The sequence below is a fragment of the Arthrobacter sp. UCD-GKA genome (assembly GCF_001863355.1).
Lineage (GTDB): Bacteria > Actinomycetota > Actinomycetes > Actinomycetales > Micrococcaceae > Paeniglutamicibacter.
The window spans coordinates 50,519-72,358 of record NZ_MOLR01000008.1; the positions used below are offsets into that span (position 1 = coordinate 50,519).

17 protein-coding genes are annotated in these 21,840 nt (G+C 69.3%); 10 read left to right on the forward strand and 7 right to left on the reverse strand.

The window, feature by feature from the left end; all coding sequences use genetic code 11:
• Positions 1-20 precede the first annotated feature (20 nt).
• From BLJ79_RS14390 to BLJ79_RS14400, 3 genes are read right to left on the reverse strand one after another with little or no spacing between them, the layout of a single operon-like run.
• The gene (locus BLJ79_RS14390) at positions 21-1,649 is read right to left on the reverse strand and encodes an LCP family protein (protein ID WP_286135427.1); all 1,629 of its coding nucleotides are present in this window, start codon (positions 1,647-1,649) and stop codon (positions 21-23) included.
• Between the two features lie 7 nt (positions 1,650-1,656).
• Positions 1,657-2,157 carry a 5-(carboxyamino)imidazole ribonucleotide mutase gene (gene purE, locus BLJ79_RS14395; protein ID WP_071215729.1) on the reverse strand — a complete coding sequence of 167 codons (501 nt, stop codon included), beginning with the start codon at positions 2,155-2,157 and terminating at the stop codon, positions 1,657-1,659.
• A gap of 29 nt (positions 2,158-2,186) precedes the next feature.
• Entirely contained in the window at positions 2,187-3,386 is a 1,200-nt protein-coding gene (locus BLJ79_RS14400) for a 5-(carboxyamino)imidazole ribonucleotide synthase (RefSeq protein ID WP_083411319.1), read from the reverse strand.
• A 201-nt stretch (positions 3,387-3,587) separates the two neighbouring features.
• Here BLJ79_RS14400 and BLJ79_RS14405 point away from each other — a divergent pair, with 201 nt between their 5' ends.
• On the forward strand, positions 3,588-4,154 hold the full coding sequence (locus tag BLJ79_RS14405; protein WP_071215453.1) for a GtrA family protein: 567 nt from the start codon (positions 3,588-3,590) through the stop codon (positions 4,152-4,154).
• Between the two features lie 160 nt (positions 4,155-4,314).
• Here BLJ79_RS14405 and BLJ79_RS14410 read toward each other — a convergent pair whose 3' ends face one another.
• Positions 4,315-5,049 carry a TIGR03089 family protein gene (locus BLJ79_RS14410; RefSeq protein WP_071215454.1) on the reverse strand — a complete coding sequence of 245 codons (735 nt, stop codon included), beginning with the start codon at positions 5,047-5,049 and terminating at the stop codon, positions 4,315-4,317.
• Positions 5,050-5,338: 289 nt separating this feature from the next.
• Between BLJ79_RS14410 and BLJ79_RS23780 the strand changes: the two genes are divergently transcribed.
• The 3 genes from BLJ79_RS23780 to BLJ79_RS14425 are packed head-to-tail and all read left to right on the forward strand — an operon-like array spanning position 5,339 to position 11,183.
• Entirely contained in the window at positions 5,339-5,869 is a 531-nt protein-coding gene (locus BLJ79_RS23780) for a WhiB family transcriptional regulator (RefSeq protein WP_083411320.1), read from the forward strand.
• Positions 5,870-5,898: 29 nt separating this feature from the next.
• Positions 5,899-9,303, forward strand: coding sequence for a glycosyltransferase family 2 protein (locus BLJ79_RS14420; protein ID WP_175475485.1), 3,405 nt, complete (start codon positions 5,899-5,901; stop codon positions 9,301-9,303).
• Positions 9,300-11,183 (forward strand): DUF5719 family protein, encoded by a 1,884-nt coding sequence (locus tag BLJ79_RS14425; RefSeq protein WP_071215456.1) that lies wholly within the window; start codon positions 9,300-9,302, stop codon positions 11,181-11,183. The genes BLJ79_RS14420 and BLJ79_RS14425 overlap by 4 nt, the downstream gene beginning before the upstream one ends.
• 7 nt (positions 11,184-11,190) lie before the next feature.
• On the opposite strand, the gene BLJ79_RS14430 is transcribed toward BLJ79_RS14425, so the two are convergent.
• Positions 11,191-11,706, reverse strand: a complete 516-nt coding sequence (locus BLJ79_RS14430) for a metallopeptidase family protein (protein ID WP_083411322.1) — start codon at positions 11,704-11,706, stop codon at positions 11,191-11,193.
• Positions 11,707-11,805: 99 nt separating this feature from the next.
• On the opposite strand from BLJ79_RS14430, the gene BLJ79_RS14435 reads away from it, so the two are divergent.
• The 4 genes from BLJ79_RS14435 to BLJ79_RS14450 all read left to right on the forward strand — a co-directional run bounded on the left by BLJ79_RS14435 (position 11,806) and on the right by BLJ79_RS14450 (position 15,554).
• Positions 11,806-12,204, forward strand: coding sequence for a DUF3499 domain-containing protein (locus BLJ79_RS14435; protein ID WP_071215457.1), 399 nt, complete (start codon positions 11,806-11,808; stop codon positions 12,202-12,204).
• Positions 12,205-12,214: 10 nt separating this feature from the next.
• The gene (locus BLJ79_RS14440) at positions 12,215-12,412 is read left to right on the forward strand and encodes a Trm112 family protein (RefSeq protein ID WP_071215458.1); all 198 of its coding nucleotides are present in this window, start codon (positions 12,215-12,217) and stop codon (positions 12,410-12,412) included.
• A gap of 12 nt (positions 12,413-12,424) precedes the next feature.
• Complete coding sequence (ahcY, locus tag BLJ79_RS14445) at positions 12,425-13,891, forward strand: adenosylhomocysteinase (protein ID WP_071215459.1); 1,467 nt, start codon at positions 12,425-12,427, stop codon at positions 13,889-13,891.
• Between the two features lie 268 nt (positions 13,892-14,159).
• On the forward strand, positions 14,160-15,554 hold the full coding sequence (locus tag BLJ79_RS14450) for a TIGR01906 family membrane protein (protein ID WP_071215460.1): 1,395 nt from the start codon (positions 14,160-14,162) through the stop codon (positions 15,552-15,554).
• Between the two features lie 86 nt (positions 15,555-15,640).
• On the opposite strand, the gene BLJ79_RS14455 is transcribed toward BLJ79_RS14450, so the two are convergent.
• Together BLJ79_RS14455 and BLJ79_RS14460 are read right to left on the reverse strand one after the other, a co-directional pair.
• Complete coding sequence (locus tag BLJ79_RS14455) at positions 15,641-17,518, reverse strand: AMP-dependent synthetase/ligase (protein WP_353615483.1); 1,878 nt, start codon at positions 17,516-17,518, stop codon at positions 15,641-15,643.
• Between the two features lie 44 nt (positions 17,519-17,562).
• Entirely contained in the window at positions 17,563-19,155 is a 1,593-nt protein-coding gene (locus tag BLJ79_RS14460) for a dolichyl-phosphate-mannose--protein mannosyltransferase (protein ID WP_071215462.1), read from the reverse strand.
• A gap of 80 nt (positions 19,156-19,235) precedes the next feature.
• Here BLJ79_RS14460 and rsmI point away from each other — a divergent pair, with 80 nt between their 5' ends.
• Positions 19,236-20,084, forward strand: coding sequence for a 16S rRNA (cytidine(1402)-2'-O)-methyltransferase (gene rsmI, locus BLJ79_RS14465; protein WP_071215463.1), 849 nt, complete (start codon positions 19,236-19,238; stop codon positions 20,082-20,084).
• Positions 20,085-20,255: 171 nt separating this feature from the next.
• Positions 20,256-21,740, forward strand: coding sequence for an NAD-dependent succinate-semialdehyde dehydrogenase (locus BLJ79_RS14470; RefSeq protein ID WP_071215464.1), 1,485 nt, complete (start codon positions 20,256-20,258; stop codon positions 21,738-21,740).
• Positions 21,741-21,840 lie beyond the last annotated feature (100 nt).

The following is a 21,840-nucleotide window of genomic DNA, read 5'->3' on the forward strand; positions in this document are numbered from 1 at the left end:
GGCATGGGAAGGGGCCCGGGTCAGGGCACGGAACACTCGTTGTTGTTGGCGGCAATCTTTTCCAGCAAGTCCGTGCGGCCGATCTGTTCCAGGGTCACCAGGTACCTCTCGGTCAGCTCCGAGCCGTCGGCCTGTGCGGTGGGCGCGTCGGAGGGCACCACGGAGATCTTCCCGGGCTCGGAGTTGCGCTTGCTGCCCGAATCCGAGCCCGAGGAGGCCGAGGATTCGGCGGAATCGGACTTCTTGGTCGCCTCGGCGCTCTTCTTGGCCGGGGCCTTGGAAGCCGCTGCGCCCGATTGCGCGGCGATCATGTCCTGGATTCGGGTGTGGATCGCGTCGAAGTCCGGGTACGTGGAGAACTTGTCCGCGGCCGACCCGAAGTCCGGTGCGCCCAGGGTCAGGCGCTTGAACGGGGTGGCGCGGGCCTTGTCGGCCAGGTTCAGGAAGGAACCGAGCTGCTGCTGCGGGATGTCGGTTTCCACCAGCTGCTCGCCGGCATCCATGAGCGAGGTGAAACGCGTGAGGATGGTCTTGGGGCTGAACTGGGAAATCATGGCCTGCTGCAGGCACTGCTGGCGGGCGATGCGGTGGTAGTCGGTGGTGAAGTCGCGGGAGCGGGCAAACCACAGGGCCTGCTTGCCGGTGAAGTGGTGCTCGCCGGGGGCGAACCAGTGGGTGTTCACCGAGGAGTTGGGCCAGGCCTTGCCGTTGTAGGGGACCCAGCCGCCCGAATCCACGGTGACCCCGCCCATGGCGTTGATGAAGCCGGCGAACCCGGCCATGTCGATCATCACGTAGGACTGGACCTTCAGGCCCGTGGTGCCCTCGATGGCCTCCATGGTTGCCTGCGCCCCGGGGTTTGCGACGCCGGGGTAGAGGTCGGCGTGGTTGTCGGTGGCGTCGCGGTAGATCGCGTTGAACAGGCACTCGTTGCCGCAGTTGTACCCGGTGGGGTACACCTCGCGCATGGGGGAGTCCTTGGAGAACTGGGCGTTCTGGAAGTTGCGCGGGATCGAGATCAGCAGCGACTTGCCGGTCTTGGCATCGACACTGAGCAGCGACATCGAGTCGGTGCGCACGCCCTCGCGGTTCCCGGCCGAGTCGGCGCCGAACACCGCGATGTTGTAGCGCCCGTCCACGGGCTTGAACGCCGGGCCGGCGGAGAAGACGTTGGAAATGGTTTCGCGGCCCTTGTTCAGCACGAACGCGCCGTAGCCCAGCGACCCGGTGATGGCCAGGGCCAGCACCAACAGCGTGGCGGTGAGCCCGATGCGGGCCCCCGGGGCCAGGTACTTGGGCCGGATGATTGCCAGGGTGTTCAGGAACATCAACAACCAGCCGGCGGCCAGCACCACCAGCAGCACCGAGGCCCCCAGCTGGACCCAGGCCTGGGCGAAGAAGCCCAGCAGCCAGTCGCGCTTGAACAGCGCGACGCCCAGCACCAGCAGCAGCAGCGCCCAGCAGGCCAGGGTGATGCGCATGACGAACCCGCCCAGGGCGCGCTTGCCCGAGACCCATTGGGCGCTGCCGGGGAAGAAGACTGTCAGCAGCAGCAGGAACAGTGCGCGCTTGGAACGCACCGGCGCGGGAGCCGAGACGGCGTCCGGGAGCAGGTCCGGGTTGCGGGAGTGGTGGCGGCTCGATGTCATGGGGTCCTTAGGTGCCGGGGGTTTCGGCGGCGACGGCGGCCCGCAGCGCGGCGCCCTTGTCGGCGGCGACCTGCCGCAGGGTCCCTGCGAAGTCGATGAGCTGTTCCTGGAGCCGGGCGGCGAACTCGTCGGTGCCGGAGGCGAGCATGCGCACGGCCAGCAGTCCGGCATTGCGCGCCCCCCCGATGGACACGGTGGCCACGGGGACGCCCGCGGGCATCTGCACGATGGACAGCAGCGAATCCATGCCGTCCAGGGTCTTCAGCGGCACCGGGACGCCGATGACCGGCAGCGGGGTGACCGAGGCGAGCATGCCCGGCAGGTGGGCGGCGCCGCCGGCTCCGGCGATGATCACGCGGATGCCGCGGGTGTGGGCTGCCTTGCCGTAGGCGATCATGTCCTCGGGCATGCGGTGCGCGGAGACCACGTCGGCCTCGAAGGGGATGGAAAATTCGCGCAGGGCCTCGGCGGCCAGCTTCATCACGGGCCAGTCCGAGTCCGAGCCCATGACCAGGCCTACAAGCGGTGCGGGAGTGCTCAAGAGGTGTGTCCTTCGACGGAGGTGGCGGTGGCGGGTGCCGCGGAGGGCACGCCGTCACGGATCAGGGAGGCCACGGCGTTGGCCCGGTCGCGCAGCGAATCGACCGATTCGCCGGGCTCGGAAACCACATTGACGTGGCCGATCTTGCGCCCCGGGCGCACGGACTTGCCGTAGGCGTGGACCTTTACGCGCGGTTCGGCGGCCAGTGCGGCGTTGAACGCGGTGAACAGGTCCTGGTTGGCCCCGCCGAGGTAGTTCTTCATCACGGTGGTTTCGGCCAGCGCGTCGGTGGCGCCCAGCGGCAGGTCAAGGACCGCGCGCAGGTGCTGCTCGAACTGGCTGGTGATCGAACCGTTCATGGTCCAGTGCCCGGTGTTGTGCGGGCGCATGGCCAGTTCGTTGATCACGAACCCGGCACCGATGCCGGGGGTCTCAAAGAGTTCCGCCGCCATCACGCCGGTGACGCCGAAGGCGTCGGCGATCTTCAGGGCCGCGTCCTTCGCGGCCCGGGCGACGTCCTCGGGCAGGTCCTTGGCCGGGGCGATGACCTCGTCGCAGACGCCGTCGACCTGGATGGTGTGCACCACGTCCCAGCCCTTTTCCTCGCCGCCGGGGGTGCGGGCCACCAGGGCGGACAGCTCGCGGGTGAAGGCGACCTTGTCCTCGGCCAGCAGGGCGCCGTTGCCGAACCAGTCGGCCGCGGCGCGGGCCTCGTCGGCGGAATCGAGCATGCGCACGCCCTTGCCGTCGTAGCCGCCGCGCGGGGTCTTGAGCACGATCGGCCAGCCGATCCGCTCGCCGAATGCCACCAGTTCCTCGACGGTTTCGACCGCGGCCCAGGCCGGGTTGGGCAGGCCGAGCTCCGCGATGGCCGCACGCATGACCAGCTTGTCCTGGGCATGGATCAGCGCGGCGGGTCGCGGCTGCACGTTCACGCCCTCGGAAATCAGCGTCTGCAGGTGCTCGTTGGGCACGTGCTCGTGGTCGAAGGTCAGCACGTCGAGTCCGCGTGCAAACTCCCGAAGCGTTGCCAAATCCTTGTAATCACCCACCGGTGCGTCGGCAACACAGCGCGCGGCTGAGACATCAGGGCCTTCGGCCAGGATGCGTAGTTCGAAGCCGAGGTTCAATGCCTCGGGGGCCATCATTCGTGCGAGTTGGCCTCCGCCAACAACGCCAATCACTGGAAACGTCACCCGCCTAGCCTACCCAACCTACGCGCTCGCGGGTTGCTGGCAAAGGGAGTTTGGACACCTTTGTCGGTGAACTTTCAGCGAATCGCATTAGAATGGCTTGGTTGACCGGGTCAAGAAGTCGCGGATCAGCTCCATCGCCGCGACTTGGATCTTCGTCCTTGAGGGGCGGCGAAACGCATTGAAACGATTACATGGAGGATCATGCTGACGAGGATCTGGGACAAGCTCATGGGCCTGGTGTCCATGATGTGGCGGGAAGTCGCCAAGTTCGGCGTCGTCGGGGGTGTTGCCTTCGTCATCGACTCCGGCATCTACCTGTGGATGCTCCAGGGCCCCATGCACGACTCCGAGGTCAAGGCGAAGATCGTTGCCGGCGTCGTGGCCACGATGTTCTCCTGGGTTGCCAATCGCTTCTGGACCTTCCGCCACCGCCGACAGGCCAACGTCGTGCGCGAACTGGTGATGTTCCTCATCATGAACGCCATCGGGCTGGGAATCGCCGCGGCCTGCGTGTTCGTCACGAAGTACTGGATGGGCCTGACCGACACGACCAGCCTGTTTATTGCCGGGTCCGTGGTCGGCCTGGTGCTGGGCACCATCTTCCGGTTCTTCGCCTACCGCTTCTGGGTCTTTGGCGCGGCCATGGATGACGAAGAGGAATTCGCCCACGATCGCGAGTTGCTCAGCGTCGGTCCCGAAACCGGTTCGCTGGAGCACGGAGTTTCCGGCGGCAACCGGACGCTGCGCGCCCCCGACGGCGCCGCCTGAGGGCTTCGCCCGCCCGCCGGGCCGATGCCCCGGCACGAAACTTCAAGGAATCCACCACCCGCCACCGGGCGGATGGATCCGGGAAGAAATCGTGCCGGGGTTTTTTCATGCCCGGCACCCGGGGGCCGGCAACGTGCCGGCAGGTGCCGGGGCCCGGTCCCTAGTCCTGCGCGTCCAGGCGCGTGACGACCCGTTCGCCGCCGAGCAGGGAATCGGTGATGTTGACCCCGTCTTCGACCATGACCACCGGGTTGCCGCCGATCCACTGGGCCAGGAGCGCCGGCAGGATCCGCTCCAGCGGCCACGCGGTGCTCACCAGCGTGGCCCCGGCGGCCACCGGATCGGTGCCTGCGGCGAAGAGCTGGGTGTAGGGCAGCGTCCCGGTTTCGGAGACCAGTGCGGTGGCGTCGGTGTCGATGGGGGAGGGGAAGAACGAGTCCGCGTAGGAGCGGACCTCGGAGGCGTAGTCGGTGGCGCCGACCGGCAGCGGGCCGTCGAAGGCCATGGCGAGCGAGGGCAGGGGGACGGCGATGACCTCGACCGAGCCGTTGACTGCTAAGGTTTGCGGATCGGCGGTAATAAATACATCGACATTCCCGGGATCCGTTCCGGGGGCCACGCAGCGCACTTCGGCACCCAGGTGCCAGCAGGCCAGGGCCAGCGCCGCGGACTTCCAATGGCCGGGCATGTCGGTGGCGACAACGCTGCCCGGGGCTAAATCAAATTCTTCGTGCAAAAGGTTCGCGCTCTTGGCAACCCAGTTGTCAAAAACCCGTCCGCTGAGCTCGACGCGCTCCCCGGACCGCGAGTACCAGGTGAGGTACGGCTGCGTGGAATGGCGCACCGGTGCCAGCAGTGATTCGACGGGAGATAACGAATTGGTATCAATGGGCATGTATTGCTCCTTGTCAAGCCTGTGAATTCCCCGGGAATCCGCGGGCAGGGGTATTGCTGTGCGATCCCGCCGAAGTCCCGGGCGTGGCGTGGCTCTAAATCTACGACATGTGTGGCTAAAATCGACGGCCGCACTTGACGCGACCGGAGTTACACCAGTGTAATTAGATAGTGCACCGTCTGGGGGAGCGAAATTGTCCCTCGACGGCTTTTTATTGAAGGTCGTCGATGTCGCTCATTTTACGGTCATTTTTTGTGTCTAGTTCGTAACGGCGGAAGGTTGGTAAACCATGGGGAACGTGGATCGAAGCTTCAACGAAGCCGCAACGACGGGAATTGCGCCCAACTTCAACGGCGGCCGGGGTGTGCCGGCGGACTGGTTCGTGGACCCTGCGGCCTCCGGCCCGGAACAGGAATCCAATGGTTCGCGGGTCCTGACCCAGGCCGAGGAGACCGCTGCCTTCCTCGCGGCGCATGACGCCGCCAACGACCTGGTCGCCGAACCGACCCCGTCCTGGGCGCCAAGCCTGGATGCATCGGCCGACGGCAAGAGCCCGGCCCAGGCCATCTGGATCGGGTTGGGGTCCGAGGACGAGGAAGGCGAACTGGGCTGGCAGTCCGAGGCCCTGTGCGCACAGACCGACCCCGAGGCATTCTTCCCCGAAAAGGGCGGATCGACCCGGGACGCCAAGCGCGTGTGCGGTGCCTGCAACGTGCGGTCCGAATGCCTGGAATACGCCTTGACCAACGATGAACGCTTTGGGATTTGGGGCGGGTTGTCGGAGCGCGAACGTCGGCGCTTGCGGAAGCGAGCAGTCTAATTCTCCCCACGATCCACGTCACCGCCATTGTGGCTGCCCACAATGGCGCAGATTTTTTGCCACGGACCCTGGCCGCGCTGCGCGCCCAGACGCGCCTGATCGACCGCTTCGTCGGGGTCGACGCGTCCTCCACCGATGGTTCGGCGGACCTGCTGCGCCAGCACCTGTCCTCCGACGCCACGATCCTGACCGTGCCGGAACACAGCTTCGGGCACTCGGTGATGGCCGCGGTCCAGTCCCTGGGGGCCCCGCGGGCCGGGCGCACCGAATGGCTCTGGCTGATCCACGACGATTCGGTGCCGGAACTGAACGCCCTGGAAAAGCTGGTGAACGTCGTCGAGGCCACCGAATCGGTGACGATAGCCGGCTGCAAGCAACTCGACCTGGATTCACCGCGCCGCCTGCTGGATGTGGGCCTGAGCGTGAACAAGTATGCCGAGCGGCTGACCCTCATCGAGATCGACGAGGTCGACCAGGGCCAGTACGACGCGCGCACCGACTCCTTCGCGGTGACCAGCGCCGGAATGCTGATCCGCCGCGACGTCTTCGAGGCCCTGGGCGGCTTCGACCCCGCGCTTCCGGGGCTGGGCGACGACATGGACTTGTGCTGGCGCAACCGCCTCATGGGCAACCGCGTGGTCATCGTGCCCGCGGCCAAGATCCACCACAAGGCAGCGGTCGTCCGCGCCCTGGCCGGGCCGGCCGAAACCCGCAGGGCCGAGGTCTTCATGCGCCTCAAGCACGCCCCGGGATGGGCCATCCCGTTCCTGGTTGTCGGCGCGGTGCTCGGCGGGATCTACCGCTTCCTGCTTTCGGTGCTCGCCAAGGACCCCGCATACGCCTTTGGCCAGCTCGGTGCCACCTTCCGTGCCGTGGGCACCCCCGTTAAACTTTCCCGCTCCCGGGCCGCTGCGGCGGCCACCCGCAAGGTCCCGCGCAACTCGATTTCCCGGCTGCTCACCGACCAGGCACTGGTGCGCGAACACCGCAAGCACATGATCGACTCCCTGGACGGGGCAACCGTCTACGGCGACGGCACCGGGGCCACGACCTCGCAGGACCCCAGCGGGGATGCCCGCAACGACTTCGCGGCCATGGCCGCACCCAACCGCACCTCCGCCTTCGTCAGCGCAATCATCGCCGCGCTGGCCACCCTCGCGGTGTCCCTCGTCGGGCTGCGCGCCCTGCTGGGCGCCGGCGCCGTGGCCGGAGGCGCACTGCTGCCGCTGTCCACCAAGGCGAGCGAGATCTTTGCCAACGCCACCGGATGGTGGGCCAACCTCGGATCCGGCAGCCCCGCGGGCGGGGACCCGATCGACTACTTCCATTGGCTGCTGGCCCTGGCCGGCGGCGGCAACGCCAATGCCGCGGCCGTGGTGCTGACCCTGGCAGCCATGCCGCTGGCGGCGCTGAGTGCCTGGCTGGGCCTGGGGGCGGTCACCCGTTCGCGTGCCGCCCGCATGGTCGGCGGATTGCTCTGGGGCCTGGCCCCGGTGCTGCAGGTTTCCCTGGGTTCCGGGCGCGCCGGCGCCGTGCTCGTCCACGTGCTCGCACCGCTGCTGCTGCTGGCCCTGCTGCGCTCCGTGGGCGCCGGGGTCGACTTCGGCTCCCGACGCGGCCCCGAGGCACCAGGCGCCTCGCATCCCGGTGTTGGCGGCGTCCCTTCGTGGACCGCCGCCGCGGCGGCCGCGCTGCTGCTGGTTCCCCTCGCCGCCGGTTCCCCGGCCGCGGGCCTGGCCCTGCTGGTGCTCATCGTGCTGACCGCCATCGTGCTGCGCTCACGGGCCAAGACCCTGTGGTGGGTGCCGCTGCCGATGCTGGTCTTCCACCTGCCGCTGGTGGTTGCCGCCCTGGGCAACCCGCGCGTGCTGCTCACCGACCCGGGACTGGCGCTGCCCCACGACGCGGCCCCGTTGTGGGTCCAGGCCCTCGGGTTCCCGAACGCTTTTGACTTCCGCGGCATCCCGGCAGGATTCGACTTCCTGCCCGCCGGACCCTGGGCCCTGGTCCTGGTCCTGCTGGTCGGGGCACCGCTGCTTGTCTTTGCCGTCATCGGCCTCTTCGCCGGAGGGCGGAACGCCTCGCTGCCGCTGGCCCGCGCGCTGTGGCTGGGCGGCGTGCTGATGCTCGCCGCCGGGTACGGCGCTTCCCTGGTGCCCTCCGCCGTGGCGGGGGACACCTTCGTCACCGCATTCAACGGCCCCTTCGTCTCCTTCTTCACCCTGGGGCTGCTCTTCGCCGCGGGGCTGGGGATCTCCGTCTTCCGCGGCGAGCGCACCGGCGTGCCGACCTCCTCCGCGGATCGCGCGCCCCGCATCGCCACCGGCTCCCTGGCGTGGGCCTCGGCCCTGCTGGGCATTTCCGTTTTGGTGGCCGGTGCCCACTGGATCCTGGCGCAGAACCCGGTTCCGGCCACGGCCGAGGGCGGCACCGCCACCGCCACCGTCACCGATTTCGGTGCCGCAAGCCTGCTGCAGCCGGTCGCCCCGCGCACGCTGCCGGCCACCGCTGCCGACCGCGGGCTGGGCGCCTACGAGGACCGCACCCTGGTGCTGGCCCAAAACGGCGACGGCGCCGTCAGTGCCGCGTTGATGAACGGGGCCGGCACCACCGCCGATGCCCTGTCCCAGACGGCGTCCGCAAACCGCCTGGTCGGCGGCCTGATCGACCCGGCGCTGCGTGAATCCGATGACGCCGGACGCCTGGTCGAACAGTCCGTGGCTACCCTGGTGTCCGATTCGGCACTGGATCCGCGGACGGAACTGGCCGCCCTGGGCACCGGGTTCGTGGTGCTGCAGGACCAGCGGCAGACCGCCTCGGCGCTGGTGGCACGGCTGGACGCCGTGCCGGGTTTGGTGGCCGTGGGGCAAACCGAGTCCGGCTGGCTGTGGCGCGTGGAACCGAAGGAAAAGATCCCCGGCGTGGACAACGCCACCGATTCGACCGCCCGGGTGCGCATCATGGCCGACGACAAGACCCTGGCCCTGCTGCCCTCGCACCGCGGGACCGTCTCCGGGGCCAAGCTCCCGGCCGGGGAGGCAAACCGGATGCTGGTCATGGCCGAACGCGCCGATCCCGGATGGAAGGCAACCCTTGACGGGGTGGCCCTGAAGCCCACCACCGTTGGCGCCGCCTCCGGCGAGGATGCCGATGCCACCGGCACGGGTGCCGAAACCGCGCAGTGGGCCCAGGGCTTTGAGCTGGGTGCCGCCGGCGGCACCCTGGAGCTGCGCTACCAGAGCTCCTACCAGGTGCCCGTGGCCATCGCCCAGCTCGCGGTGCTGGTCCTGGCCCTGCTGTTGGTCATCCCGATCCCGCGCAGCCGCCGCTTTGCCGCGCGCCGCCTGGACGAGTACCGCACACGCGGCAACGCCGAAAGCATTGACGAACTCGATCGCGGACACCGTGCCGCGGCGGCCAAGGAGAAGAAGTGAAAAACGATTCCCGCAGGGCTCGGCGCGAGGCCGAACGCGTAGCCCAGGCCGCCCGCGAGGCAGCGGGACTCGCTCCCGGCGCCAAGCTGCCCGCCGACGAAGCCCCGGGCAAGGACCCCGCCGCGGTGCCGTCCCCGGCACCCGTGGCCGCCGCCGGCACGCAGGCAGCCAATGCCCCGGCAACCGGTGCGGAGCCAGCTCCGGCCGACACCGCCGGAGCGGCCAAGGAGACCGGGGTTTCCGCTGCACCGGCCGGTTCCCGGGAATCCACTGCCAAGGCAGGGGCACGCGGGCAACGCTCCAAGGCCCGCGGCCGGACCCTTGGCGTACTGGGCTCGGTGGGCGTGCTGTGCCTGGGCGCCGCCGCCATCGCCGCGGGTTCCGTCTTCCCGCCGGCCACCGCCGCGCCGGGCTCCGAGGTCCCGGTGACCTCGCTGCCCGCGGGCGACGCACTGGCCTCCTGCCCGGCAACCATGAAGCTTTTCACCGGCGCCGGAACCGGTGTCGACCCGGAATTCGCCCCGGCCTCCAAGGACGCCCAGACCTCCATCCGCGCCGCGGTGCTTTCCGACTCTGCCGGACGCATTCCCGGCGCCCAGATGCTCAAGGGCGACCTGGCGGTCGAAAAGACCATCGCCGCGCGCTTGCCGGCGCAAGAGGCCGAAAAATTGACCGGAGCCGGAGCGGACGGCACCAACCAGCGCAAGGGCGCCCTGGGCCCGGTGAGCAAGTACTCCGAGCCGCTCACGGTGCACGCCCAGCCGCTGGGCGGGGTCCAGTCCCTGGTCTCGGCCGTGCGCTCCTACCGCGCCACCGACGGCGACCTGGCAGGGCTCGCAGCCGCGGCCTGCAGCGCACCGGCGGCCGAGACCTGGCTGACCGGCGGGGTCACCACGCCCGGATCCACCGCGGTGCTGAACCTGGTGAACCCCACCGCTTCCGTGGCCCAGGTGCGCGTGGACCTGCGCGGCGCCGACGGCATGATCCAGGCCCCCAACCTCTCGGCGCTGGCCGTGGCCCCGGGCGAATCCAAATCCATCGTCCTGGCCGGCTACGCGCCCAACGAAAAGGCCCTCTCGGCCAAGGTCACCTCAAGCGGCGGACGGGTCAACGCGACCATCCAGCAGTCCACGCTGCGCGGCCTGGTCCCCGGCGGCCTTGACTACCTGGGCTCCGCGGCCACCGCCAACAACACCCAGGTGATCCCCGGGGTGGCGATCCTGGACCCGAAGCTGGCCGGAGAGCTGGGCAAGCCCGCGGCCAACGCCGACGCGGTCGCCGAACTCGTGCTGGCCGCCACCTCGGCCGAGGGCGCCACCGTGCAGATGCGGGCCCTGGGCCCCAACGGCGAGGTTGCCATCCCCGGGGGCGGCGAGGTGGTCATCGCCTCCAACGCCACCGCGCGCATGCCGCTGGGCGGGCTCCCGGCCGGGAACTACACCATCGTCGTCGAGGGCGACTCCGCGGTGAGCGCGAGCGTGAAAATGGTCCGCGGCACCAAGGCCAACGAACCGATCGACCTGGCCTGGGCCGGTGCGGCCAGCCGGCTGGGCAGCGAACACCTGATGGTGCTGCCGGCGGCGGGCAAGGCCACCGTGGTGCTGAGCGCACCGGATGACACCGCCACGGTGTCGGTGCGTTCGCTGGGCGCCGACGGGAAGCTCTCGGCCAGCCGCACCATCGAATTGTCCGGCTCCAAGTCCGTGGCGCTGGGGGAGAAGGACTTCGGGTCCGGCGCGGCGGCACTGGTGCTCTCGGCCACCGGCGCGCCAAGCTATGCCGCGGCCGTCCTCACCGACGGGGCCTACGGGATTGCCGCGCTTCCGGTCAGCGCCGCACCGCTGGGCCGCGAGGGCGTCCAGGTCGTGCTGCGGGACTAGGGATCGGTCAGGCGCCCGGGCCGGGGCCCCAGATCCCGTACTCGGGATCGATCGCCTGCGGGTCCATGGCCCACAGGTCGGCCAGCTGCTCCACGATGGAGAAATGCACCAGCTCGGGCAGCAGCTCGGGTCCGTGGACGCACGCCTCCTCGATGGGGCGGCGGTAAAGCGTGATGCGGTCGGGGCGCCCGGGACGCGCGGAGCGGCTGGTCGCCCAGGGCACCCGGGTGCCTTCGGCCCTGGCACGATCGAGCACCTTGGCATTGGGGACCATCATTATGCGGAAATCGATCGAGGTCACCCGCTCGCCCCAGCGATCGGCCAGGCGCTCGGCGGATTCGATCAGCAGGTCCTCGAAGCGCTCGGCCCGGGTGCGTGCACCGGGCATCGGCGCCAGGAGCAGCGGCCCGCGGCGTCCGCGTCCGTGCCGGTTGCGCTTGCGGTCGGCGAACCGGCGGGTCGAGCCGCTGTTCAACGAGGCAGGATCGCGCCCGTCCAAATCGATCGACAGTTTTCCGGACATGTCTTTAGCTTAAGCCACGCAATGCCCGCTGCGGATCAGTTGGCCCGCACGGCGGTGCGCGGCCGTGGCGGGCACCGCGCTGCGGTAGTCTGTGTAACCGTGGGATCCAATAGACTTTGTTCACGTTCGGCGTGCCGCCAGCCGGCCATCGCCACCTTGACGTATGTGTACGCCGACTCGACGGCGGTGCTCGGTCCCTTGGCGACCTACGCGGAACCGCATTGCTACGACCTGTGCGCCGTCCATGCCGAGCGACTGACCGCGCCGCTGGGCTGGCAGGTCCTGCGCCTGGCACTGCCCGAGCAGGGCAGGCTGCGCAATGACGACCTCTACGCCCTGGCCAACGCGGTGCGGGAAAACGAGGCGCACACCGTCGTGGCCCCGCCCCTCGAGACCCCGTCCCCGCGCAGCGCCCCGCCGGCCATCGAGCCCGGCGATTCCCAATCCCTGACCCGTCGCCACCTGCGGGTGCTGCGCGAAGGGAACCTGGAGCCCTAAACTGGGTTCCATGTCGAACCTCTCAGCGCAACTCACCGCCCAGCTCCGTTGCCCCGTCACCGGCTCCACCCTGGTGCAGCACGGGGACATCCTGGTTTCCACCGGCACCGGTGCCGACGGCGAAACCTACAGCTACGACATCGTCGAGGGCATCCCGGTCATGCTGGCCCCCGAGGCCACGGTGATCCCCGCCAAGGCCCACGGCTAGGCGGGTGGCGAGATGGGACCCGAGCACAAGGTCGCCGACCTCTCCCTGCACGAGGCCGGACGCCACCAGATCCGCCTGGCAGAACACGAGATGCCCGGCCTGATGTCCCTGCGCGCCGAGTACTCGGCGGCGCAGCCGCTGGCCGGAGCCCGCATCGCCGGCTCCCTGCACATGACGGTGCAGACGGCCGTGCTCATCGAAACCCTCGTCGCCCTGGGTGCACAGGTCCGCTGGGCCTCCTGCAACATCTTCTCCACCCAGGACGAGGCAGCCGCCGCGGTGGTCGTGGGCGCCGGCACCCCCGAAAACCCCGCAGGGGTCCCGGTCTTCGCCTGGAAGGGCGAATCCCTGGAGGACTACTGGTGGACCGCCGAACAGATCCTTTCCTGGCCCGGAGCCGGGCAGGACCCGGAACTTGGCCCGAACCTGATCCTGGACGACGGCGGGGACGCCACCATGCTGGTGCACCTGGGGGCGCAGTACGAGGCTGCCGGCGCGGTGCCCGGACCCGAGGCCGCCACAAGCCACGAGCATGCCATCGTGCTTGACACCCTGCGCGACTCCCTGGCCAGGGACCCGGAAAAGTTCACCCGCATCGCCGCGAAGATCAAGGGCGTCAGCGAGGAAACCACCACCGGGGTGATGCGGCTGAACCAGATGGCCGCCGCCGGCACGCTGCTCTTTCCGGCGATCAACGTCAACGACTCGGTGACCAAGTCCAAGTTCGACAACAAGTACGGCATCCGCCACTCGCTGCCCGACGGGATCATGCGCGCCACCGACGTGCTCATCGGCGGGAAAGTCGTGGTCATCTGCGGCTACGGGGACGTGGGCAAGGGCGCCGCCGAGGCCATGCGCGGGCAGGGCGCCAGGGTCATCGTCACCGAGATCGACCCGATCTGCGCGCTGCAGGCGGCCATGGACGGCTACCAGGTCGCGCGCCTGGAATCCGTGCTGGGGCAGGGGGACATCTTCGTGACCACCACCGGCGGCAACGACATCATCACCGCCGCGCACCTGCAGGGGATGAAGGACAAGGCCATCGTGGGCAACGTGGGCCACTTCGACAACGAGATCGACATGGCCGGCCTGGCCCGGGTCCCGGGCGTGCAGAAGGTCGAGATCAAGGCCCAGGTGCACGAATGGACCTTCGCGGCCGGGACCGCGGCGGAGCGCTCGGTCATCGTGCTCTCCGAGGGCCGCCTGCTGAACCTGGGCAATGCCACCGGCCACCCCTCGTTCGTGATGTCCACGTCCTTCGCCAACCAGGTGATCGCGCAGATCGAGCTGTTCACCAAGGCCGGCACCGGGGAATACGCCACGGCCGTCCACGTGCTGCCCAGGATCCTCGACGAGAAGGTGGCCCGCCTGCACCTGGCGGCCCTGGGCGTGGAGCTGACCGAGCTGTCCGAGGCCCAGGCCGCGTACCTGGGCCTCGGGGTCTCCGGGCCGTACAAAGCGGAAACGTACCGCTACTGAGCGATGGCTTCGGGCGGCCGCCAACCGTGGCCGCCGGAGGGTTTCCGGTGCCGCCGTGCGCACCGCGATCCCGGGCGTCAACCGACGTTGGCCAGGCAGGTTACGGGCAGGTCACCTTGCCGACACGCGGGGTCCAAAGCCGCCAGTGGGCCCCGGGGGAACCGTTGGCTCGATAGTCTTGGGACTGTGTGTTTGGCAGTGGTCGGCAAGTGTCCGGTGCTGCCGTGCACCGCACGCGCACCGCATGTCAGAGTTTTGAGGGAGAAGCATGGCTGAGCAGGACGAACCGCAGACCGGCAAGCCGGGTACGCCGGCGACCGCACCGGCAGTGCCCGGTCCCGGTGCCAAGGCCGAGGCGAAGCCGGCTTCCGGCTCGTTGAGCGCCGCGGCCGCGGCCGCCGCCGCGAAGATCGAGGCCTCGCTGGTGGCAACGCGCGCCGCCGCAGCGCAGAAGGCCGCCAAGCCGGCCGCCGCCCCGCAGGCAGCTGCCAAGCCGGCCGCCGCGTCGAAGCCCGCAACGTCTTCCCCTGCCGCTCCCTCCGCCGCACCGGCCAAGCCGGCACAGGCTCCGGCCGCCGCGGCTCCTGCGGCCAAGGCCCCGGTCGCCCAGGCCGGCGCACCGCTGAAGCCCGCCGCGAAGCCGGTGGCCAAGCCGAAGCCGGAGGAACCCGAGGAGGTCGAGGACATCATTGCCCAGATCCCGGTGGAACCACTGCCCGAGACCACCAAGGTCGCCGTGTCCACGGCACCGGCAACCGCGGCCGCCCCGGTGGGCGACGACAAGACCCAGACGCTGCCGCGCCCGGGTGCCGCGGCACCGGGTGCCGGCACGCCTGCGCAAACGGCATCCGCGATCGCCGAGGCCCGCAGCCGGGTCTTTGGCGCCTACACCCCGGTGCCCGAGCCGACCCCGGCCGCTCGCGAACGCCGCGCCGCCCGCGAGGCCGCCCTGGATTCCAAGCCTCCGCTGGCCCGCACCCTGCAGGTGCTGCTGGCGATTGCCTACCCCTTCATCCTGCTGATCCTCGCCATCCGGCTGATCGCCAGCCCGATCTTCCTCTGGATCGCCTACCAGCGCCCCGGCTTCCCGGCCGACGGCTTCGGCTTCACCACCGCGGACCGGATGACCTACGGGTCCTACGGCGTGGACTTCCTGAACAACGTCGCCGACAACCGTTACCTGGGCGAATTGAGGTTCCCCAACGGCAACCCGCTCTTCCTGGGCACCGAGGTCCAGCACATGGCCGACGTCAAGAACGTCATGTCCTTCACCTACCTGGGCGGGATCATCCTGGGCGTCATTGCGGTCATTGCGCTGGCCTACCTGGGCAAGCGCTATGCCGGTGGCATCCGCCGCGGGCTCTTTGCCGGATCCGTGGTGACCCTGGTGCTGCTGGCCGGGCTGACCACCGTGGCGATCCTGGGCTGGGACAGCTTCTTCACCACGTTCCACGAGATCTTCTTCGCCCAGGGCAACTGGACGTTCAACTACTCGGACACGTTGATCCGCCTGTATCCGCCGCAGTTCTGGGTGGACGCCGCGATCGGCATCGCCGGGCTGGTCGTGCTCACCGCGCTCATCACGCTGATCCGCACCTGGCCCACGGCCAAGCGCCGCGAGGCCGCGCGCCTGCGCCAGGAAAAGCGCGTCTTCGGACTGTAGCTGCCGCCGCGGCGGACCACGACGCGATCCCCCCCCGGGGTGCCCCACGGCAGCACCGGGGGGATCTGTGTTTTCCCGGGTGGTTCTCAGCGCTCGTAGAGTGCGTCGATCGCCGCGGAGTAGTCGGCGATGACGCTGGCCCGCTTGAGTTTCAGGGACGGGGTCAGGTGCCCGGATTCCTCGGTGAACTCGGCATCCAGGATCGTGAACTTGCGGATGCCCTCGGCCTTGGACACCGTCTCGTTGGCCGCATCCACGGCCGCCTGGATCTCGGCCAGCACCCGCGGGTGCACCGCTGCCTGCCCCAGCGAAAGCCCGCCGGGCGCATTGGCGCGGCACCACGGGCCGAGTTCGTCCGGATCCAGTGTCACCAGGGCCGCGACGAACGGGCGGTTCTCACCGACCACGACGACCTGGTTGACCAGGCGGCAGGCCCGGATGATTTCCTCCAGCGGGCCCGGCGCCACGTTCTTGCCCCCGGCGGTGACCAGGATGTCCTTCGTGCGGCCGGTGATGCTCAGGAACCCGGAATCGTCCAGGGTCCCGGTGTCCCCGGTCTTGAAGAACCCGTCCTCGTCGAAGGCCTCGGCCGTGGCCCGGGCATTGCGGTGGTATCCGGCAAAGACCCCGATGCCCTTGATGCGGATCTCGTCGTCGTCGGCGATGCGGATCGCGGTGCCCGGCACGGGGATGCCCACGGAGCCCACCCGCACGTCCCGGGCCATGTTCACCGTGGCCGGTGCGGTGGTCTCGGTGAGCCCGTAGCCCTCCAGCAGGCCGATGCCTGCGCCGCGGAAGAAGTGCGCCAGCTCGGGGTTCAGCGCGCTGGCGCCGCAGATCGCGTAGCGGACCCGGCCGCCGAACACCGCCCGCAGCCTGGGGTAGAGCACCTTGTTGAACAGGGCGTGCCTGGCCAGCAGCACGGGGGAGCGGCGGGTGCGAATCCCGCGGGCGCGGTCGTCGGCAACACGGGAGTATTCGATGGCCACCGACTCGGCCTGGGCGAAGAGCGCGCCCTTGCCGGCGGCCTGCGCGGTGTTGGACGCGGTGGTGCGGATCTTCTCGAAGATCCGGGGCACGGCCAGCAGGAAACCGGGCTTCACCGCGGCCAGGTCTTCCACGAGGGTGGAGGCGGTGGAGGTGTGGGCGATGGTGGAGCCGGCGTGCACGCAGACCTGCTGCACGGCGCGGGCCAGCACGTGGGCCAGCGGCAGGAACATCAAGGTGCGCTCACCGGTGCCCAGCACCGGGGCCATGTGCGGGGCCAGGTTCACGGCGATCAGGGAGAAATTCGCGTGGGTCATCATGCAGCCCTTGGGCCGCCCGGTGGTTCCGGAGGTGTAGACCAGGGTCGCCAGGTCCTGCAGGCCGGCCGAGGTCCGTGCGGCCTCGAGCTGCTCGTCGGTCACGGCGCTGCGGGAGCCGGCATCCACCAGCTCCTTCAGCCCCGCCGACGGTATGCCCTGCGGATCGGCATCCGTGCCGTCCTCGAAGGCGAGCACCGTGACCTTTTCGCCGAGGGCGGCGGCGGCCTGGTCGATCACCTGCGCGCGCCGGGGGTCCTCGGCAAAGGCGAGCCGGGCCCCGGAATCCTTGAGGATCCACTCGACCTGGAACGGGGAGCTGGTTTCGTAGATGGGCACCGACACCGCGCCGGCGAACCAGATGGCCTGTTCGGCCAGTGCCCATTCGTAGCGGGTGGAGGACATGATCGCCACGGTGTCGCCCGGGGCGAGGCCGTGGGCGAGCAGCGTCTTGGCCAGGGACCGGACCGAGGCCGTGAAATCGGCGGTTGACACGTCGGTCCACGAGGCGCCGCGCTTGACGCTGAACAGCGGTGCCGAATCCCCGCGGGCCAGGCGCGCCAGCAGCAGGTCCGTGGTGTTCGAATCCTGAGGCAGTCCAGTGATCAGTCCGGTGCTTGCTTCGCGCATGGTGTGGTGTGTTCCCGTGGTGGTCGTCATGTGGTGTGGACCATAGTCTATGTTACTGACGAGTAATCCATGGCCTATCCCCAGCTGGGCATCCAGATGTGGATGCGCCAATTCTCGTACGTGATCATGTCCCCGGTCCACACCGGCAGGAAGAACGCGGACACGGCCACCACCAGCGCCAGGAAGATCCCCACGCCCCACAGCACGCGCCGCCGGTGCCAGGGGACCTGCTTGTCGGTGGGCAGGAACCTGCCCAGCACGTAGGTCAGGGCCAGGACCATGAACGGGGCGAAGGGCAGGGTGTAGAAGAAGAACATGGTGCGATCCGGGTAGGCGAACCACGGCAGGAACCCGGCGGCAACGGCGGCAAGGATCGCCCCGGCACGCCAATCGCGCGCCCCGATCCAGTAGAACAGCACCAGCAGCATGGCCAGGGTCGCGGACCACCACATGACCGGATTGGGCAGATCGGTGATCGCCTGGACGCAATTGGTGCTGGTGCACCCGAATTCGCCGTTGCTGCGCGACTCGTAAAAGAACAGCACCGGGCGACCGGCAAAGAGCCAGCTCCACGGCGATGATTCCCAGCCGTGCGGCGAACCCAGTCCCTGGTGGAACGCATAGGCGGCCCGGTGGTACTCGGCCAGGGAGCGGAACACATCCGGCACCCAACCCCAGGTTTCCGAGGGGTTTTCCACCGCCCATTGGCGGTAGCGGCCGTCGGCGGAGCGCAGCCAACCGATCCAGGTTGCCAGGTACACCGCCGCGGCCGTGGGAATGATCAGCAGGAATGCGGGGATCCCGTCGCGGGTCAGCCCGGCGAGGACCCAGTGCCGGATCCCGGCGCGGCGCCGTGCCGACAGGTCCCAGAGCACCGTCATCAGCCCGAAGACGGCAATGAAGGACAGCGCGGACCACTTCACCCCGGCCGCGGCCCCCAGCATCACCCCGGCGACCAGCCGCCAGGGGCGCCACCACAGCCATGGCCCGTAGGCCAGCAACCTGTCGGAGGGCCGTGAACCATCCGCGGTGGACAGCGCCCGGGCCAGCTTCGCCCGCCCGTGGAAACGGTCAAGGAGCAACGCGTGGAAGCCTGCCAGGATGAAGAACATCAAGAAGATGTCCAACAGCCCGGTGCGGGACATGACGATTTGGTGGCCATCCACCGCGGCCAGCAGGCCGGCAATCCCGCCCAGGAGCACCGAGGAGAACAGCTTCTGGGCCACCAGTGCGCACAGCAGCACCGACAGCGTGCCAAAGAGCGCTCCGGAAAAACGCCAGCCCAGCCCGTTGTCGGTCCCGAAAAGCCACATTCCGGCGGCAATCAGCCACTTGCCCAGCGGGGGATGGACCACGAAGGAGGCCGATTCCTTGGGCTCCGGTTGTCCGGAGATGAATGCCTCGTTGGGGTTTTCGCCCCACTCCAGCTCGTAGCCCGCGTGCATCATGGTGTAGGCGTCCTTGACGTAGTAGGTCTCGTCAAAGATCAGCAGGTGGGGATGGGCGAGGTTGGTGAAACGCAGCACCGCCCCGAGCATCGCCATGGCCAGCGGAACGATCCAGCCCCAGGCCCCGGCCCGGTGCAAGGGGCCGGACAAGCGGTCCCCCAGGGCCTGGATCCCGAAGGCGTCGGCCGGGGTCTGGACCCAGCGGCGCGTTCTGTGCATGGAAGCGGTAGTCACCGTCAACACTCTACCGGCGGCCCCCTGCGGGACTTGGAGGCACGCGCGGGCAGTAGGCTTGGGGCGTGGAAACTCAAGAAACCCCGGGCCAGATCGTCCTTGCCGCGACCCCCATCGGCAACCTTTCCGACGCGTCCCCACGCCTGATCGAGCTCATGAAGAGCGCGGACATCGTGGCGGCCGAGGACACCCGGCGCTTCCTGCACCTGGCCACCGGGCTTGGCGTCCGGGTGCCCGGCCGGCTGATCAGCTACCACGAACACAACGAAACCCACCGGCTCACCGAGCTGCTGGAACTGGTCGCCGGCGGCGCCACGGTCCTGGTGGTCTCCGACGCGGGCATGCCCGCGGTCTCGGACCCCGGGTTCAAGTTGGTCGAGGCCGCAGTGGCCGCCGGCGTCACGGTCACCGCGGTGCCCGGGCCCTCGGCCGTGCTCACCGCACTGGCCCTGTCCGGGCTGCCCACCGACCGTTTCACCTTCGAGGGCTTCTTGCCCCGCAAGGCCGGGGAACGCTCCAAACGCCTCGAAGACCTGGCCGCCGAGCAACGCACCATGGTCTTCTTCGAGGCCCCGCACCGGCTGGACGCGATGATCCGCGCGCTGCGCGACGCCTTCGGACCCGAGCGCAAGGGCGCCATCGCCCGGGAACTGACCAAGATGTACGAGGAAGTGATCCGCGGGAGCCTCGACGAGCTGCTGCTCTGGGCCGAGGGCGAGGTCCGCGGGGAAATCGCCGTGGTCGTCGCCGGTGCGCCTGCCGGGGAACCGGCCCGTGCGGTGGACCACGTGGCCCAGGTGCAGCAGCTGGTCACCGAGGGCCTGCGGCTCAAGGAAGCGGTGGCGGCGGTGGCCGAGACCGAACGGGTGTCCAAGCGCGAACTCTATGCGGCGGTGCTCGAGGCCCGCGCCTGAGCCCTGCGCCCCGGAATCGCCGTCGGTGCGCCCCTTGGGGTACCTGCACAAAACGGGGGCTGCGTCATAGTGCAGTTGGAAATTTACAGTGACTTGCCGCGGCACTAGCGTGGAGACCAACAAGAACCTGCACGTTTCGCAACACCCCACCGTTCAAGGGAGAACGCCCCAATGACCATTACCCCCGAGCGCGAAGCCGAACTACTCGCCTCCGTCCCGACCGGTTTGCTGATCAATGGCGAATGGCGCGAGGCCTCCGACGGCGGAACCTTCGACGTCGTTGACCCGGCCACCGGAGAAAAGCTTGCCACCCTGGCCTCGGCCACCTCCGAGGACGCCATGGCGGCCCTGGACGCCGCCGACGCCGTGCAGAAGACCTGGGCGCTGACCGCACCGCGTGAGCGCGCCGAGATCCTGCGCCGCGCCTTCGACCTGGTCACCGCCCGCGCCGAGGACTTCGCGCTGCTCATGAGCCTGGAAATGGGCAAGCCGCTGGCCGAGGCCCGCGGCGAGGTCACCTACGGCGCCGAGTTCCTGCGCTGGTTCTCCGAGGAGACGGTGCGCGACTACGGCCGCTACCTCACCACCCCCGAGGGCAAGAACAAGATGATCGTGCAGACCAAGCCGGTCGGCCCGTGCCTGCTGATCACCCCGTGGAACTTCCCGCTGGCCATGGCCACCCGCAAGGTCGCCCCGGCGATCGCCGCCGGCTGCACCATGGTGCTCAAGCCCGCCAAGCTCACCCCGCTGACCTCCCAGCTCTTCGCCGCCACCATGATGGAAGCGGGCCTTCCGGCCGGCGTGCTCAACGTGGTCTCCTCCAAGAGCGCCTCGAAGATCTCCGGCCCGCTGATGCAGGACGACCGCCTGCGCAAGGTCTCCTTCACCGGTTCCACCGCCGTGGGCAAGATGCTGATGAAGGACGCCGCCGACAAGGTGCTGCGCACCTCCATGGAACTGGGCGGCAACGCGCCGTTCCTGGTCTTCGAGGATGCCGACCTGGACGCCGCCGTCGAGGGCGCCATGGCGGCGAAGATGCGCAACATGGGCGAGGCCTGCACCGCAGCCAACCGCTTCCTGGTGCACGAGTCGGTGGCCAAGGAGTTCATCTCCAAGTTCTCCGCCGCCATGGGCGCGCTGAAGACCGGCCGCGGCACCGAGGCCACCACCAACGTCGGCCCGATCATCGATGCCGGCGCCCGCGACGACATCCACGCCCTGGTTGCCAAGGCGGTCGAGGCCGGCGCCGTGGCTGAGACCGGCGGCGCCCCGGTCGAGGGCCCGGGCTACTTCTACGCACCCACCGTGTTGTCGAACGTTGCCAACGACGCCGAGATCCTGCGCCAGGAGATCTTCGGGCCCGTCGCCCCGGTGACCACCTTCCGCGACGAGGCGCACGCCATCGAACTGGCCAACGCGTCGGAGTACGGGCTGGCTTCCTACCTCTACTCGCGCGACATCAACCGCCTCCTGCGCGTGGCGGAGCAGATCGAGTTCGGCCTGGTCGGCTTCAACGCCGGGGTCATCTCCAACGCCGCGGCACCCTTCGGCGGCGTGAAGCAGTCGGGCCTGGGCCGCGAGGGCGGCGCCGAGGGCCTGGCCGAGTACACCACCACCCAGTACATCGGCATCGCCGACCCGTACGCGGCCCGCTAAGCGGCCCACCGGCACGCCGACGGCGGCGCTTCCTGCCCTTCTTCGCCCAACCACCCACCGGTCGGGCACAAGGGGACCAGGGGGCGCCGCCGTCTGCTTT

Bases quoted from the DNA above. Each gene is read 5' to 3' on its own strand.
- BLJ79_RS14390 (WP_286135427.1), bottom strand. From the start codon at position 1,649: ATGACATCGAGCCGCCACCACTCCCGCAACCCGGACCTGCTCCCGGAC.
- BLJ79_RS14450 (WP_071215460.1), top strand. From the start codon at position 14,160: ATGGCTGAGCAGGACGAACCGCAGACCGGCAAGCCGGGTACGCCGGCG.
- BLJ79_RS23780 (WP_083411320.1), top strand. From the start codon at position 5,339: ATGGGGAACGTGGATCGAAGCTTCAACGAAGCCGCAACGACGGGAATT.
- BLJ79_RS14405 (WP_071215453.1), top strand. From the start codon at position 3,588: ATGCTGACGAGGATCTGGGACAAGCTCATGGGCCTGGTGTCCATGATG.
- BLJ79_RS14460 (WP_071215462.1), bottom strand. From the start codon at position 19,155: ATGCACAGAACGCGCCGCTGGGTCCAGACCCCGGCCGACGCCTTCGGG.
- BLJ79_RS14430 (WP_083411322.1), bottom strand. From the start codon at position 11,706: ATGTCCGGAAAACTGTCGATCGATTTGGACGGGCGCGATCCTGCCTCG.
- BLJ79_RS14410 (WP_071215454.1), bottom strand. From the start codon at position 5,049: ATGCCCATTGATACCAATTCGTTATCTCCCGTCGAATCACTGCTGGCA.
- BLJ79_RS14470 (WP_071215464.1), top strand. From the start codon at position 20,256: ATGACCATTACCCCCGAGCGCGAAGCCGAACTACTCGCCTCCGTCCCG.
- BLJ79_RS14455 (WP_353615483.1), bottom strand. From the start codon at position 17,518: ATGACGACCACCACGGGAACACACCACACCATGCGCGAAGCAAGCACC.
- BLJ79_RS14440 (WP_071215458.1), top strand. From the start codon at position 12,215: ATGTCGAACCTCTCAGCGCAACTCACCGCCCAGCTCCGTTGCCCCGTC.
- purE (WP_071215729.1), bottom strand. From the start codon at position 2,157: ATGGGCTCGGACTCGGACTGGCCCGTGATGAAGCTGGCCGCCGAGGCC.
- ahcY (WP_071215459.1), top strand. From the start codon at position 12,425: ATGGGACCCGAGCACAAGGTCGCCGACCTCTCCCTGCACGAGGCCGGA.